The following is a 14,710-nucleotide window of genomic DNA, read 5'->3' as shown; positions in this document are numbered from 1 at the left end:
AGATAGATGATGCAGATGTCCTTTCAGTATGGGACAAAGACAATTATATATGATGTGACATATTCCTCCAGACGCAGGACTATGGAAATCAGTGTAGAGCCTCCTGACCTGGTGCATGTTGTGGCTCCTGAAGGTGCAACCGAGGAAGCAATCCTGAATAAGGTCAGGAGCAGAGCCAGCTGGATTGTCCAGCGGCTTTTTGCTATGCGGGATATGGCGTATATTCCTATTAGGAGAGAAATGGTCAATGGGGAGTCGCTCATGTATCTGGGGCGGAATTACTCCATGCAGGTAATGGTTGAGCCAGGGATTGAACGGCCACGAGTAGGGCTCATAAATGGAAAGTTCCAAGTTGCGGTGGCAACCAGGGATGAAGCCGAAATACACAAGGCTCTGGAAGACTGGTATAAGCAAAAAGCCTTGGAGAAAATCAGGGAAAGAGTGAAGCTTTATCAGAGCAAATTTCATGTTAAGCCGACGCAAATACGGGTCAAAGATCAGCAAAAGCGTTGGGCCAGTTGTACAAGCAAGGGTGAACTGCTATTCAACTGGAAGAGCATTATGGCTCCATCGCCTGTTTTGGATTACATTGTGGTTCACGAGATGGCCCACTTGCTGGAGTATGGCCATTCACAGAAGTTCTGGGATATTGTTGCTGCGGTGTTACCCGATTACAGAAGCAGGAAAGAATGGCTAAAAAATAACGGGATCAAAATGGATTTATAACCGAAGGTGGTGATAGCGGAATGGTTGATGGTGGATTTAAGAGAGGTTATGATTTCCCAAATGAGGGATTTATCCAGAAGGCTATAGAAGAATACTTCAAGAATCATGGTTATAGTATATTGAATGAAAAGTATACGGATTTGGTTTGCGTTCATCCAGAAACTGGGGTAAAGTGGTCCATAGAGGCCAAAGGGGAAACAAAAGCAATCGGCTTGGATTTTCGGACCTGTCTGGGTCAGTTGCTCCAGCGGATGAGCACGGAAGAAGTATGTTATGGAGTAGCAGTACCTGATATGCCAGCATATCGTCAGCAGACCGATCAAGTGCAGGCATGGGCGCGGAAAGCATTGAATTTATATTGGCTTTTTGTTTCAGCAGATGGGAGCATAGAGGTTGTTGCTCCGTAAGAAAAAGTTGATATTTGGTGGAACCCAGTTGCTTTAAGGCTTTCAGGACTTTGTAGTGGCTGGGTTATTTTGCGTTTGAAAAAACTTTATAAATAAGTGCGAGTGAAATTTGCCTTTAATAATAAAATTATGTATTATGAAATCATGGACGGAGCAAATCCACAAAAGAGGAAAAAACCCATGAAAAGGAAAAAGGCAAGGAGTTGAAAATTTCTGATGAGTGAAATCGGAATTAAAAAATAAAACGGAATATAATTCAATCATCACCAACAAACAGACCTGCTGAACAAACTACAGAAGAAAGATCGAGTAGAATTTGAAATCGGCAGGGAGAGGTGTTAAACTCCAAGCAAAGGGAAATAAAGTTTATAAAATACTTGAAAAGGGGATGAATCTAATGTGAAAATGTCAGCAGTATAAACAAAGTAACCAAGTGAAGAAACCGTGAAAAAAGAGTGAAGAAAAAGTCAGTAATTCAAAATGCCGACGATCGACGACGATAAAATTTCCTAAAAAGCAGTAACAACTGAAAACATATGAATTCGGCAACATAGGAGGCCTTTCTTTCCTATTGCCAAAATTCAAAAAAAGCCTGAAATACATAGGCTTTCTTAAGTGCAACCTTTTTTCGGTAGTGTATTTAAGTTTAGCCTAAAAATATAAAAGGAGAGTGATCGATATGAAAAAAGTGATCGAAGGTAAGGTATACAACACAGCAACCGCAACAAAGTTGGCGGAATACAGTTATGGATACAGCTCGGATTTCTCTTATATTTCCGAGGAGCTTTATTTAACGAAGAAAGGAAAGTATTTCCTTGCAGGGAAGGGCGGGCCATATACCTGCTATGCCGAGCAGGTAAGCAGGTACACTTATTGCAGCGGTGAAGCTATAATTCCAATGACAAAGCAAGAGGCATTTGAATGGTGCCAAAAGCGTGACTGCACCGAAGCCATTGATGAATACTTTTCCGATCTGGTGGAGGAGGCTTAAAAGCCTCTCCCTACAGAGGAGAATTCATTAGTCACAACTTTGCTTTTGGCGACAATACGCAACAAATACAATTAATGACCATAAAAGGAAGGATGATGAATATGACATATAAATACTCAAACACCAATAACAAGGATTATTACAAAGCTTTACTTCAGGATTTGGCCCAGGAGTTGAAGCATACACCGTCTGTAAATGAAAGCCTTAAAGCAAGACTCCCAGTCTACTCAATACGGAAAGCTTTTGGAAGTTATAACAAAGCACTTGCAGCTGCTGGACTGAAAATTAGACGGGAATGGGCTCGTGGGTCTTCAGACAAAGAGACCATGCTCCGCCAATACAAAGAATATTCAGAAGCTCTTGGCAGACCTGCAACCTACCGTGAACTCAATGCAGCCAGTGGTATGCCAAGTGGATCGACATACTGCATGAAATTCGTTGGGATGCGGGGGCTCAAGATAGCAGCAGGATACCCGCCAATTGTTGATAGAAGAAGATATACCAAGGAGGAAGTTGCTTGTCTATTGAACGAAGAAGTGAAGAAAACGGGACACTTGCTTACAACAAAAGAAGTCAATAGCAACCGTAACCTGCCAAGCCTTCCTACCATACTCAAGTGCTTTGAGACTACACACATACAAGATGTTTGGAATGCATTAGGATTGCATGAGAATGCAGCAGCAAAGGCGATGCAATTCAGCCCCAAAATGTAAGGTTCAAGTTGCATCAATGAGAGGTCTGAAACGTATGGATTCGGACTTCTCCCTTATACATCGGGAAGGAATGGTGAAATTGGACAAATGTGTTTTTTTTAATGATCGGCAGAACTGGGAACGGTATGGATACTACGTCCGTACAAAGTTGAACCGTGAGAACCCTACGGTGGCTAACTATTTTACCTCTGGGCTCCTGCATAGCAGAGGAAAGCCTAATCTTCAAATCAGAGAGCCTATTGATCCATTTATGGCAGAGGCGATTCTGCATGAACTGGTTGAGCTGATGGACCAAGGGGTGGAGATCAATCCAGGACAGCGAATTAAAGATATTCTTCCAGGACTTGTTTTGGAAATATCTGAAGCATCTGATGAATCAGATATGCTGACAATCTCCTTAAGCCAAGCCAGCTTGGCCGATTGATGGCTCAAGCTGGGATGTGACTTAATTGACACCCATAAGGATGTCGTAAACGGCCTCGGAAATCAAGCCGTTTATCAGCAGGAACTCTGCAACTTCACTTGCGAAAACGACGGGATCATTTGAGCGGTTGGCTATTGCTACGATTTCGTCAAGAACAGCAAGATTTTTACTTTGAAAATCATCCGTCCTCATGGCAGCACCTCCTTTTCAGCATGTATTGATTATAACAATTTGGTTCGTTTCAGCATATGGGAGTTTGAAGGCGTTTGAGGACATTCACATAAAATTTTTAATGGAGGTATCAGATGTGAATGGCAAATACAAAGATAAACAAATAAATCTGCCTGTAAAATACATGTTGGATCAAATTATTGAGTCTAATCTTTACCAGGATTTGGTGTACAAAGCAACGCAAAATATTGTGAAACGTCTGCGAACGAGAAACGTGTTTGTGGGAGAGAAGCATGAACAGCTCATCGGAGACTTATGTAGAGTGGTGATGAACAACTGGAAAGATGAACATTGTATTGTTGTTCATCCTGGCGAATGTGGTTTTGGCAAAACTACCGCAATGATTGAAATAGTTAAAGTGATTGCAGATGCCTCCCCAGAAGTTGGAATTGTGATTGCCGTCGAGCGGATTTCGGATATGAAGCGAGTGGAACAGGAGCTGGAGGGGAGAGCGATCTCATTTTTCAGCTTCTATGCAGACTCATGCCTGCAGGGATTGCCAGAATATAATCGTCATGCATGTAGTGAATGCAAATATTTTTGCGAGAAGAAGCGAGCAAGGAAAGAACATTCCAAATACCAGGTACTGCTTGTTAGCCATGAGCACCTGCTGATGCGAGCGTTGTATGGAGATGGTTTTGGGGAACTTGCATACTTTACGGATGGAAATGGAGTCAGGCAAAAGCGTTCGTTATTGCTGATCGACGAAAAGCCGCAGATTTCCTTGAACCAAAACCTGTCTGAAAAGGAGCTTTATACGCTTCGGCAATTTTTGATGAAGATAGGTCCAGAATCACCTCTTTACGGAGAGGCAAAACAAATCGAGCGATATATTTATGAGGCTAATTTTGCTGTCGGCGATTTGAAGGATGATTACAAGATTATAGATTCTTTCGACCCATCGTTTCAACTGTCAGACGAGATGAAAAAATACTACTTTCAAACATACGATGGTGATGACTTCGCAGTTCTGGGGTTATTGGCCAGCTTTATCAGAAAGGGCGGTGTTGTACAATACAAGGAATTTAGTTCCAGATGGCATGGACCAGGAAAGATATTTACAGCCGACATCTTACATCCTGATTTTGACATGAAAACGGTCATATTTGATGCCACAGCGGGAATTGATCTGGATTACCAGGATGAACGATATCGGATACTGGATGTTCCGAGAATCCGAAGTTTCTCAAACCTTGCATTTTATAACTGCCCAGATGCTAACTTAAGCCGATCAAAACTTGCAAGCAAAAAGAATCAAATTGATCCAGAGACCTTGATCAAAGATATCATCAATGATAATCACGGTGAAATGCTTATTTTGACTTATAAAGGTCAAGAAGGAAGGTTCCGTGCCATTTTGGAAGACAAAAGATTTAATGCAGATATAAAACTTCATGTTGACCATTATGGCAATATTAAAGGCAAATATCTATATGCTAATGCGGATCAAATTCTGCTGTACGGGCTTAATCATAAATCGGATGTCTATTATGTGGCAAAGGCATTATCACATGGCATTCGGGTTGATTTTGTCAAAGCACCTCCCACAAAGAAATACGGGAGAGTATATCAGCATCAAGGACTTCAGGCAATTTTTGAAAGTGAGATGGCTACTGACTTAATCCAGGGTATTATGCGTATAAAACTGCGACGGAATACAATGGAGCCCGCCAAGGTATACAGCTTCATCCAGTATCGGCGAGTGATGATTATTCTACAGGAATATTTCAGTGAGTGTACAAAAGTGGAGTGGTATCCATTGTCATTCTGTATGAAATATATGGGCAACGGAAAGAACAGAGAAAAACGGATCTGTGAACTGGTGACGTATTTGGAGAGGACTTTTCAAATAGCGGAAATTGGAACATGTATTTCCAAAGAGCAAATATTTCAAGCGTTGAAGTACAAAGACCAGGATACGCTCGGAGCCGACTTGAAGAATGAATTTGTGCTTTCAGTTCTCAAACGACTTGGCGTGTCCGTCGGGCATCGCAAGCTTATAAAAAATGAAAGGGGTTGGTCACATGACAAAGATAACACAAATCAAAAACAAGTATGTTGAAGCATACCAAGCCATTGGAATGTCGCTGGAGGAGGCTGTGAGCGGAGCAATACAGAACCTCAAAAAGTTGGATCATCGAAAGAACTACACCATTATGCATGACTGTAATCGGGAAAGCTGTATCGATGTACCTATTGTAGTTCATGGAGTCGAACAGTATGCAGTAGGAGGCATTGATGAGACCGATGTTATTAATTTTGCATTGCAGCTATATCTGCCGATTGCACGTTTGGACCGATTTAAGCGGCTTTTGAAAGATAAACTGTCGGAAAAGGTATTCTTCGATATGCTTGAGCAGCTCGGCATAGAAGTTGCGGACCAGGAAACTGACGAGGAGAAGGGGCGGGTGTATGCCTACACCAACTGTCCTTTATGTGGAGCCAGACGGTTTTACTTCTCTTGGGATCAGGTGCGACAAAACATATTTGCGGGATGTTATGATCCAGTCTGTAAGATGCACTATGTTATGGATATTATCACATTTGTTCAAAAGAATGATGGTGTAGGATACAAGGAGGCAGTTTTATCTCTTACTGATATACTACAGCAGATAACTGGAGAAACGAAGGAAAATGAATCCAGCATAATTACAACTATTCCGCTGGAGTACTGTGAAATCAAAAAAGAAGCCAAATTCTGCATCGTGGTTACAGTAAAGGCGGATTTACTTACAGTCTGCCAATTCATGCAGTCTGAAAGCATAATTTTGATTGAACAACATCAGATGCCGTTTCTGAAAGATATTATTGCATCGATTGTTCCTTCCGAGCAAATTTTGATACTTCTGTGCGAAACTTCTCAATGTGTACGGTATGAGTTGGATGCTCACCGAACTTGGAATGGTGATAGGGAAGTGATAGTGAAAGGACTTCCTGAAGAGCGGCATGTGAAGCGATTGTTGGGGCTTACCGCAGTCAAACTGCTGGCTAATGAATTCAGCATTCGGAAGTAATCCCTCCGTGCAGAAAAATATTTGACATTGGAGAGAGTCATTAGATATGCTTTATTCATCCAAGATAATCTTACAAGATGAACTGGAGCTATTGATCATCATAATAAAAATCCTTTGTCAACAAGGGGTGTCTTCCCATACCCCTTGAATTTTTTAATATAATGCTGGAATGCCAGCTTTATATAGATCCTTCTTCTTCTGTAAGATCTGACGTGCAAGCCTATCAAGGCTTGTACTACATATTTGCCATGTTCCCGAGATGGAGCATGGTTTTTTTATGCCCATTTATAGGAGTTTGCTGAAATGCGTTTTTAAAAACGTAAGTAATTTAGGAATGAAATGTGATAGATTGTCAATTCTGCTGTGTTAATAGTAGTGAGGAATGTTTGTATGGAAAATATTGCAACATTCAGATTAAGATGAATTAAAATAAATTAATTCAAATTACGACAAACTAATATAAATTAATCTTTTCGTTCAATCTACTTAAAAAGGCTACAAATGACCCAAATTGGTATGGGACTTGGTGGGCATTTCTTCGATTAGGTTTTTAAAAACGCAACAGTCTTATAGATAGCTTTTGTTGAGAAATGAGAAAGACCGCAGAAAAGAGAGCTTACCTGCGGTCACGGTGCTAAAAACGTATTTATTTATCTCGTATTACGGATAATTCGTGATAACTGGGCATAATTAAGGATTGCTATTTCATCTGTCAACACTTCATAATCTATAGGCTGTTAAATCCTGTCCGCTGCAAGTTCTACTACTTTTTGCAGTGGGAGCCCCATAAAGAAGGGCACCTTTCGTGTAATCGTGCGAATTCCAGATTTGATTGGATAGCGGAGCGTTAAACTATCCAAGAACCCGCAACGGGTGCGATATAGATGATATATGCGATTATTACCTGTCCATACTATTTTGGTGTCGATTACTTCTGTTTTCATTGGAAAACCTCCTTGCTGGGTGTCTTACCCATAGATATTATTTTGATATTTGAGACTCAAAGCGGTTATATGTTGCCCAGTCAAATGGGCCAATCTTCATTATTAAGTAACGGTACTTGAGATAGTAGGCTTCCAGTGTAGGGGCGGTTGGATAGAGGCTGAAACGCAGCTCTGGTTCTGGCGATTCAATCAGAAATCCTAACAGGTATTGTAATTTTGCACGCAGTATTTTTGCTGTATCTGCCAACTTTTCTGTATCCGAGTCAAGTCCGCCGATAACATTGTAGTAGTTGTCTATAGGCAGTAAGACATATTTGCCCATTCGGGTAATGGCTCGATAATTCACTGCTTCATCCTGTTCATCCATCAGTACGATTCGGACGGCTTCCAGGCACCTGTTATAATATGCTGCAGTTTCAGGAGTTTCGCTGGGTACAAGCTGGATCATAGTTTCACCTCCAAAGGTAAGTTGTTATGCTATTAGCATACAATAAAAATTATCCTTCAGCAACAAAAAGTTTGACTGTTTATTTGAATGTAGATTATTATATAAACAATGATTATCAGAATCGAGGTGAAAAAATGGATAAGCAGAAGGTTTGGTTTGCTCTTTCGGAGTGCGTATATGATGGGATGAAAGCATATTATTCGGTCGGGAAGAATATGCCCAAAGTACGAGGAAAATTCATCATGTATGTAATGCATAATTTTTCACCTGATGAAATAATGCCAGACTATACTTATCAACATGCCAGAAGAAAAATGATTTGCGTAAAATTACGAGACTCTGATATTACGTTCATTGAGAGGCTTGAAAAAAAGTATGGTCGGAGTACCAGCTCTTTAGCAAGAGATTTGCTATATACATTTCTAAAAGAGAAGCAGATTATCAAATAACTTCTGTCGGTATGGAGTGATATTAGCGGACTCCGCCAGTCTGGATGGATAAGCAGAACAAAGTATAAGCTTAAGCCATATCTAAATCTATACGCTCAAGAAAATTGTGAAGTTGTATGCTTAAGCCATATCTTAATGTCAGCATAAAAAATATTTGTTGAACTCCCGCATTTCTTATATATATAAAGAGAACTCGGGAGTTTGTGACCGTAAAGGGATTGTACAGATATGCTTTATCTTCCCATTAGGGTTGATTGAAGTGAACAGCGGTTTTATTCAATATGCTGGGCTTGGGATATGCTTCAGATATGGCTCGGATATGCTTAAGCATATAGGAGTTGTCCAATGGATATTTGAATATTTGTTATTCTAATCAGTTGGATATGTATCTTTGTCTTGGCTACTGACTGGGCACAAAGTAAGCTGATGGCATACGAAATTATATTGCTATTGGCTTTTAAATATTGTAATATAATACCATGATGTGAATGGCGACAAGATTGCCATCAAATTGAATATGGATTTTTAGTAAATCTGTCGAAAGGCAGAGACACAAAGCTACGAGTCTAAAGCATGATGCTATGACAGTCGGGTTGCAGATTGATTGCGAAAGCTGTGGCATAGTTGCTGCGGCTTTTTATTCGTGTAAAGGAGGGAAGGCTGAAACCTCTTAAAACATTATTTCAAAGAAGTGCTATTTATAAAATAATAGGTAGTGTAAAGTATCCTATGAAAAATCAGAGTTAAAAAAATATGCTCCGGTGAACCTTGAAAATTGCAGATACGTTCAGTAAATATCTTAGTTTATAGGGATGCATACAGTCAGATTATAGTTTATATAATTGCAGCACAAAACCTTGAGGGCTCTGCCCTCAAACTCCCGAGGTTTATTTGCTTAAGGCTTACCGGTAAAAAGGAAAACGGCAGACTCATAGTCCACCGCTTCACCGTATAAGCTGCAGCAAGCTTTGGGTCGCTCCTCAGCGTTGCCCTAATTATGCTACAGTAAAGTTATGGACAAAATCATGTTATATTATTCCACCTGAACAGCGGAGACTACGGATGTTTGTTGTTTAAGAATTACCTGTTGTCCAAGGTAAATAAGAAGTTGCCACTTGCCAGGCATGTTATCTGCGCCTTCCAGAAGCTCCACCTGATTGAGCGGCTTCTTACCACAGGATTTCTCATGGGGGCGTAGGAAATTGTAGTAGGCAACCCAAAGAGTGGTGCTGTATACAGCGCCATCGTCAGCCTTGTAGCCACAAGTGACACGGTAGGATTCCTTAAAGGTGCGATTCAGGCGTTCAATGATCTGCTTGAATGGGCGGTGTTCCTTGGAAACCTCATCGTCATTGGTAAGCCCTATGACCTGGGTGACGGACACGTCCCAGTCCTTTTCGATCTTGAACTGCTGTGCGGCTAAAGGATAGGCGCTGTAGCCATCGGCTATAAATTTCAAAGCCTTGCCTGGAAACTCTTTGAACTTCTCAAAGGCCATGCGCATGGCAAGGATGCAGGGACCGGCATCACGGGACATCGACACCCAGTAGCCAAGTATGGAGCGTGATACTTTATCCATGATAAGCCATATGTAGGCTTTTGTGCCTCGGATTTTGATATAGGTTTCGTCAGCAGCCAGTTCGTTTGAAGGTTTGTAGTCATATGAGTCCACAAAAGGCTTTATGATAACGGCAGCAGTTTTAGCATAGGAGTTAACCATGGTATGGGATATCTCAATGTTGTGTATATCCTTTAAGGCCTGTACGGTCTGGCGAAGGGATAGCTTTAAGTTTACTCGATATGTTAGGCACAACCCCATGATATAGGCGCTGTTCTTCTTATACTTGAAGGAAGTTGCCCACTTAGGGAGCTGGCTCAAGTCCATGTCGAAGAAGTTGACAGAGAACTCCCGATAGAGGTAGTGGAGCTTGTACTTCCAGTAGTCAGATGGCGGAGTATCCTTGGGTATCTTCTTGGTGTTTCGCTTGTAATATGAGCAGTTGCTATTGATGCATTTGTGGACACGGAAATGCTTACGATTCTTGACCGGTTGGAGAGCATGACCACAGTAGGGACACTGGAGTTTTAATGGGGAAACGACCCTTTTGCCATTGACGAATGTCTGACCGCAAACCTTGCATTTTAACTGACCACGACCGCCGTTGTTGTCGTAGATGTATTCATGCGGAGCTCCGCAGAGAGGGCAAATGGTATCACTTGGAACACTATGGGGTTTACCCTTTTGGGGTTTCACAGGCTTTGTGGCCTTTCCATAGCGAAGACGATAGTACTCATTCCAGAGCTGCCAGTCCTGCTTGGCAAAGGGTATAATGATGGGGAGCTTGTCAGTTAGAAACTTCTGATACTTTGGGCTATGAAGTTCATCGTGTGCCCATTGCCTTAGCGGAATGTATCTTGCAATAAAAAGAATTAGCCAGCAAATTTGTTTGTACTGGTATTGAATAATTAACAGCAATTGGTATATAATTGTAACCATAAACAATGACTTCCTTTCATGAGTTTTTGTACCATAATTGTTGGTGGTAATTCAATTATTGACAAAAAATCAGGGGGTCATTGTTTTTTTTGAAAAAAAGATGGTGTATCCCTTGAAAATACAAGGTTTAATAAAAAAAACGGGGTGTAAATCTTTACACTACCAAATAATAACGGAGTGTGTATTTATGAAAAAGAAAATTACGAGAAAGATTCTGGCCATATTTATGGTCTTTACGATGATGTTTTCGGCTGCTAATATTACGGTTGCCAGTGCAGCAGATGAACAGATGACTCTAAAGTATACCGATTGGTTCTTCAATGAGGATTTTACAAAAGTCAATATTGCTGGGAAATGGTATCCGAACTATATAACAATTACCCGTGAGGATGAAAGTATTTACAATACTGGAGAAACTAATGGCAATTTGCGGCTCTCAAGTACATGGACTGATTATTTAACGACACCATTTCTGCAAAAGAAGTATACAGTAGATGAATACTATGAGAGAGAGAAGGCTGACATGGGCAAATTTGAATTTGGTTCGGCTGCTTTTTTCTATCCTAAAAAGGAAGTTATTTATCTCAATTGGATGCCATGGCAAGATTGTATTTATAAGGACCATTACATACAGGCTATGAAGGATAACGGAAAGCAAGAATACCTTAATGTAATTGGTGAAGATAAGAACTATAACGGATTATCTGCAGGAATCTTTGAGGATAAATTGAGCTTTGAGGATGCCAAAGCCAAATATAACATTGATAGAATGCCTGTTTATGTATTCAAAAGCTTCTTGCTTAAAAATTATCAAGAATATTATAAGCTAACAGATGGTGAAAAGATTGAGTTTAAAAATACCGAAGACAAGTTTGCTTCTTTAGATGATCTTAAAAAATACATTAATGAAAAATCGAAAGTTACAGTTACTTTGCAACTTCAAAGCAAGCAAATGGTAATTAACCAAGCGGGAATATCTTCAAATGTGATACTGGATACAGCTCCAGTAGCTCCAAAGGGTACAACTCTGGTTCCTGTCAGAGCTATTACCGAGGCCTTTGGCTCTACAGTGGAGTGGAACGGTACTACCCAGGAAGTGCTTATCACAAAAGACAATACCACCATTAAACTTAAGATTGGCTCTAAAACAGCCTATGTTAACGGGAAAGCTGTGGAAATGCTGGAAGCAGCACAGACCATCAATGGAAGAACCATGGTTCCTCTGCGGTTTGTTAGTGAAAACATGGGGTATTCGGTACAGTGGAACGCAGAATCCCAAGAAATAGTTATAAATAACAAATAATAAGGAGACACACATGATTAATAATGGGATAGCTGAAACTTCAATTGTAGAAAACAAGAAAAAACGCAGCATGGGAAAGTTTATCATTGGGACTGCTCTGGTATTAATAATTATTGCTTTGGGATTCCTTTTCTTTACTGGTAAAGCTTTTATGTTCATTGCAGATGGATATTCTAAAGCACATAAGTTTCCAGAGTCAGTACTTTATTATGAGAAAGCTGCCAGCTTGGGCAATAGTAAGGCACAGACAAGATTAGGTATGCTTTACGAACTTGGTGCAGGTGTCGATGTTGACATTGAGAAAACACTTAAATTTTATACTGAAGCAGCAAATAAAGGCGATGCAGAAGCACAAAATAGACTCGGAGATATTTACGATGGTTACGAAGGATATCCAGTTGATTATAAAAAAGCATTCCAACTGTTCTCAAAGGCTGCAGATAGAAATTATCCTGATGCGATAATGAATCTTGGTTGGATGTATTTAAATGGATATTCGGTTGACTTGGATTACAATAAAGCAAAAGAATTATTTGAGCAGGCTGCGAAAAAGGGAAGTGCTGCGGCATATTGTCAGTTAGGGGATATGTATCTTGAGGGCAGAGGAGTTCAAATTGACTTAAAGAAATATCGAGAATATTATTCGGAAGCAATTAAAATATATGAAAAACAAGTTTCGGACGGTGATGTAGAAGCAGAAATAAATTTATCAAATATTTATTTGGGGGGCAATGGTGTTGATATTGACAATGCGAAAGCTAAAGGATATTTTGATGAATTAATGAAAATGGGAATTCCTGCTGGGTACAAAGGGCTGGCATTTTACAATTACCAAGGTAGAGGCGGTAATGTTGATCTCCAAAAAGCAGTAGAATTGTATACTGCTGCTGCAGACAAGGGAGACAGTGAAGCACAATATAGTATGGCAAATGTACTTTTTGATGGAAAGGGTATTGAAAAAGACATTAATAAAGCGATTGATTTCTATAAAAAGGCAGCTGATAATTATAATGTTTTAGCATGTAAAAAGTTGGCGGCTATCTATTTGAAGGGTGAAGGTGTGGTGAAAGATTCAACCCTGGCGGAGAAGTATGAAAAGCAAGTTGTTGATTTTTATACGAGGTCAGCAGAGCAGGGGAACGCAGATTCAATGTATCAGTTGGGTATTTTTTATGGCACAAAAGAAAATTTACTCTATGATTCAAAAAAATCAGCGGAATACTACAAGAAATATACTGAACAATGTAATATGCAGATACAGAAAGGATCTGTTGAAGCAATAAACAAGATGGCAGTTATTTATGATAAAGGCTTGGGTACTACGGCTGATATACAAAAAGCTGTAGTTTATTATAAACAAGCAGCAGATAAAGGACATTATATTGCATCGAAAAACCTTGCGTATAAATATACGGATGCTGGCAGCAAATTCTATAATCCTACTTTGGGTTTCAAGTTAATGAAGTATGCGGCAGAGTGTGGGAATGCCGATGCAATGAATAGATTTGGTGTATTGAATTACAAAGGAGAAGGAACAGAAAGTAATACTGCTGAATTTATTAAGTGGATAAGTAAAGCTACGGATGCAAGTGACGCAAATGCTTTATATAATCTCGGACAGGCATATTATTATGGCGTAGGAGTTGAGAAGGATGTTATAAAGTCGAGTAATCTTCTTGAGCGGGCTGCAAATTTCGGAAATAAAGATGCTGAAAAATTATATTCTGATATGAAAAACAAAGGAGAAATATAATTTAGCTATTGAATATGCTGTAAGCATATAAAATAAAGACGCTAATGGCAGATTTATCATTCACTGATATCCATATAAAGTAAGGATGATGCTATTTGCATCACTTTTTATGAAGAAAGAGTGGATATAAAGTGAATGAAAAGGTGCTGGATTTACCAGGAATAGGAATACGAATTAGGACAGCAAGAGAAAAAATTGGATTGACCCGTGAACAGTTTGCCGAAGCTGTGGACTTGAGTGCTCTGTATATCGGCCAAATTGAACGTGGACAGAGAACGATGAGTTTAAATACGTTTGTTCGCATTCTGGAGTGTTTGCATGTAGATCCAAATGTGATTATTTATGGAGAACAAGAGGAGCAAAAGCTTGATAAAAGCGTGGTTCAAGCGTTGCTTGAAAAATGTAATGAGCGGGAAATGAAATTGGCAGAAGAAATGCTGAAACTTATTTTAACCTATGTTAAATGAAAAAATCTCGATGCTTGGCGATTAAGGCATCGGGATTTTTTGTTTTATTGGAGCTGCTGCATTGGTGACGGTAAGGTTGTCTGTTAATTTAAGTACTGGATGAATATAGCGAAGGATGCGGACTCCTACGGTTGAATGGTTAACAGGAATATTAATGAGAGCATAAGCTTAATCATATGCTAAAGCCATATCAATAGCCATATACTCAAGCAACGGATTTATCCTTAAGCCATAACTTTATCACAGCATAATGGATATTTGTGGAACTCCCGAATTCTCTTTATATATATAAGAAATGCGGGAGTTTGGAACAGTAATGGGATTACTCCAGATATGCTGAAGC

15 protein-coding genes and 1 riboswitch are annotated in these 14,710 nt (G+C 39.9%); of the genes, 11 read left to right on the top strand and 4 right to left on the bottom strand.

Annotation, left to right across the window (positions count from 1 at the left end; genetic code table 11):
* Window positions 1-6: 6 nt before the first annotated feature.
* The 5 genes from P0092_RS16365 to P0092_RS16345 all read left to right on the top strand — a co-directional run bounded on the left by P0092_RS16365 (window position 7) and on the right by P0092_RS16345 (window position 3,261).
* The gene (locus P0092_RS16365; protein ID WP_004616349.1) at window positions 7-726 is read left to right on the top strand and encodes a M48 family metallopeptidase; all 720 of its coding nucleotides are present in this window, start codon (window positions 7-9) and stop codon (window positions 724-726) included.
* Between the two features lie 20 nt (window positions 727-746).
* Window positions 747-1,133: a hypothetical protein gene (locus P0092_RS16360; RefSeq protein WP_004616351.1), complete on the top strand. Its 387-nt coding sequence runs from the start codon at window positions 747-749 to the stop codon at window positions 1,131-1,133.
* A 679-nt stretch (window positions 1,134-1,812) separates the two neighbouring features.
* Window positions 1,813-2,124, top strand: a complete 312-nt coding sequence (locus P0092_RS16355; protein ID WP_004616353.1) for a hypothetical protein — start codon at window positions 1,813-1,815, stop codon at window positions 2,122-2,124.
* Window positions 2,125-2,225: 101 nt separating this feature from the next.
* Entirely contained in the window at window positions 2,226-2,837 is a 612-nt protein-coding gene (locus P0092_RS16350; protein WP_004616355.1) for a homing endonuclease associated repeat-containing protein, read from the top strand.
* Between the two features lie 34 nt (window positions 2,838-2,871).
* Window positions 2,872-3,261 carry a DUF4262 domain-containing protein gene (locus P0092_RS16345; RefSeq protein ID WP_004616357.1) on the top strand — a complete coding sequence of 130 codons (390 nt, stop codon included), beginning with the start codon at window positions 2,872-2,874 and terminating at the stop codon, window positions 3,259-3,261.
* Between the two features lie 21 nt (window positions 3,262-3,282).
* Here P0092_RS16345 and P0092_RS16340 read toward each other — a convergent pair whose 3' ends face one another.
* Window positions 3,283-3,453, bottom strand: a complete 171-nt coding sequence (locus P0092_RS16340; RefSeq protein ID WP_004616359.1) for a hypothetical protein — start codon at window positions 3,451-3,453, stop codon at window positions 3,283-3,285.
* Between P0092_RS16340 and P0092_RS16335 the strand changes: the two genes are divergently transcribed.
* Both P0092_RS16335 and P0092_RS16330 read left to right on the top strand, forming a co-directional pair.
* Window positions 3,452-5,554, top strand: a complete 2,103-nt coding sequence (locus P0092_RS16335) for a hypothetical protein (protein ID WP_276186976.1) — start codon at window positions 3,452-3,454, stop codon at window positions 5,552-5,554. The two genes, P0092_RS16340 and P0092_RS16335, sit on opposite strands and share 2 nt — an antisense overlap.
* 67 nt (window positions 5,555-5,621) lie before the next feature.
* Window positions 5,622-6,506, top strand: coding sequence for a hypothetical protein (locus tag P0092_RS16330; RefSeq protein ID WP_276186975.1), 885 nt, complete (start codon window positions 5,622-5,624; stop codon window positions 6,504-6,506).
* Window positions 6,507-7,243: 737 nt separating this feature from the next.
* Here the strand turns inward: P0092_RS16330 and P0092_RS16325 are convergent.
* Together P0092_RS16325 and P0092_RS16320 are read right to left on the bottom strand one after the other, a co-directional pair.
* Window positions 7,244-7,450 carry a hypothetical protein gene (locus P0092_RS16325; RefSeq protein WP_004616364.1) on the bottom strand — a complete coding sequence of 69 codons (207 nt, stop codon included), beginning with the start codon at window positions 7,448-7,450 and terminating at the stop codon, window positions 7,244-7,246.
* A 37-nt stretch (window positions 7,451-7,487) separates the two neighbouring features.
* Complete coding sequence (locus tag P0092_RS16320) at window positions 7,488-7,898, bottom strand: hypothetical protein (protein WP_004616366.1); 411 nt, start codon at window positions 7,896-7,898, stop codon at window positions 7,488-7,490.
* Window positions 7,899-8,032: 134 nt separating this feature from the next.
* On the opposite strand from P0092_RS16320, the gene P0092_RS16315 reads away from it, so the two are divergent.
* Complete coding sequence (locus P0092_RS16315) at window positions 8,033-8,347, top strand: hypothetical protein (protein ID WP_131451599.1); 315 nt, start codon at window positions 8,033-8,035, stop codon at window positions 8,345-8,347.
* Between the two features lie 517 nt (window positions 8,348-8,864).
* Window positions 8,865-8,948: riboswitch (cyclic di-GMP riboswitch) on the top strand.
* Window positions 8,949-9,380: 432 nt separating this feature from the next.
* On the opposite strand, the gene P0092_RS16310 is transcribed toward P0092_RS16315, so the two are convergent.
* Entirely contained in the window at window positions 9,381-10,844 is a 1,464-nt protein-coding gene (locus P0092_RS16310; RefSeq protein WP_004616371.1) for a DDE-type integrase/transposase/recombinase, read from the bottom strand.
* 187 nt (window positions 10,845-11,031) lie between these two features.
* On the opposite strand from P0092_RS16310, the gene P0092_RS16305 reads away from it, so the two are divergent.
* The 3 genes from P0092_RS16305 (at window position 11,032) to P0092_RS16295 (ending at window position 14,367) form a co-directional block, all read left to right on the top strand.
* Window positions 11,032-12,147, top strand: coding sequence for a stalk domain-containing protein (locus tag P0092_RS16305; protein ID WP_004616373.1), 1,116 nt, complete (start codon window positions 11,032-11,034; stop codon window positions 12,145-12,147).
* A 13-nt stretch (window positions 12,148-12,160) separates the two neighbouring features.
* The gene (locus P0092_RS16300; protein ID WP_004616375.1) at window positions 12,161-13,900 is read left to right on the top strand and encodes a tetratricopeptide repeat protein; all 1,740 of its coding nucleotides are present in this window, start codon (window positions 12,161-12,163) and stop codon (window positions 13,898-13,900) included.
* A gap of 131 nt (window positions 13,901-14,031) precedes the next feature.
* Window positions 14,032-14,367 carry a helix-turn-helix domain-containing protein gene (locus P0092_RS16295; RefSeq protein ID WP_004616377.1) on the top strand — a complete coding sequence of 112 codons (336 nt, stop codon included), beginning with the start codon at window positions 14,032-14,034 and terminating at the stop codon, window positions 14,365-14,367.
* The last annotated feature ends 343 nt before the right edge of the window (window positions 14,368-14,710 follow it).

It is taken from the genome of Ruminiclostridium papyrosolvens DSM 2782 (assembly GCF_029318685.1).
Classification (GTDB): Bacteria; Bacillota; Clostridia; order Acetivibrionales; family DSM-1351; genus Ruminiclostridium; species Ruminiclostridium papyrosolvens.
The sequence above is the reverse complement of the archived record's forward strand: the minus strand, read 5'-3'. Positions and strand labels throughout refer to the sequence as shown.

What these genes read in the sequence shown, in the direction of transcription:
- P0092_RS16355 (WP_004616353.1), top strand. Translation starts at nt 1,813, where the DNA reads ATGAAAAAAGTGATCGAAGGTAAGGTATACAACACAGCAACCGCAACA.
- P0092_RS16320 (WP_004616366.1), bottom strand. Translation starts at nt 7,898, where the DNA reads ATGATCCAGCTTGTACCCAGCGAAACTCCTGAAACTGCAGCATATTAT.
- P0092_RS16340 (WP_004616359.1), bottom strand. Translation starts at nt 3,453, where the DNA reads ATGAGGACGGATGATTTTCAAAGTAAAAATCTTGCTGTTCTTGACGAA.
- P0092_RS16345 (WP_004616357.1), top strand. Translation starts at nt 2,872, where the DNA reads ATGGATTCGGACTTCTCCCTTATACATCGGGAAGGAATGGTGAAATTG.
- P0092_RS16315 (WP_131451599.1), top strand. Translation starts at nt 8,033, where the DNA reads ATGGATAAGCAGAAGGTTTGGTTTGCTCTTTCGGAGTGCGTATATGAT.
- P0092_RS16335 (WP_276186976.1), top strand. Translation starts at nt 3,452, where the DNA reads ATGGCAGCACCTCCTTTTCAGCATGTATTGATTATAACAATTTGGTTC.
- P0092_RS16305 (WP_004616373.1), top strand. Translation starts at nt 11,032, where the DNA reads ATGAAAAAGAAAATTACGAGAAAGATTCTGGCCATATTTATGGTCTTT.
- P0092_RS16300 (WP_004616375.1), top strand. Translation starts at nt 12,161, where the DNA reads ATGATTAATAATGGGATAGCTGAAACTTCAATTGTAGAAAACAAGAAA.
- P0092_RS16325 (WP_004616364.1), bottom strand. Translation starts at nt 7,450, where the DNA reads ATGAAAACAGAAGTAATCGACACCAAAATAGTATGGACAGGTAATAAT.
- P0092_RS16350 (WP_004616355.1), top strand. Translation starts at nt 2,226, where the DNA reads ATGACATATAAATACTCAAACACCAATAACAAGGATTATTACAAAGCT.
- P0092_RS16310 (WP_004616371.1), bottom strand. Translation starts at nt 10,844, where the DNA reads ATGGTTACAATTATATACCAATTGCTGTTAATTATTCAATACCAGTAC.
- P0092_RS16360 (WP_004616351.1), top strand. Translation starts at nt 747, where the DNA reads ATGGTTGATGGTGGATTTAAGAGAGGTTATGATTTCCCAAATGAGGGA.
- P0092_RS16365 (WP_004616349.1), top strand. Translation starts at nt 7, where the DNA reads ATGATGCAGATGTCCTTTCAGTATGGGACAAAGACAATTATATATGAT.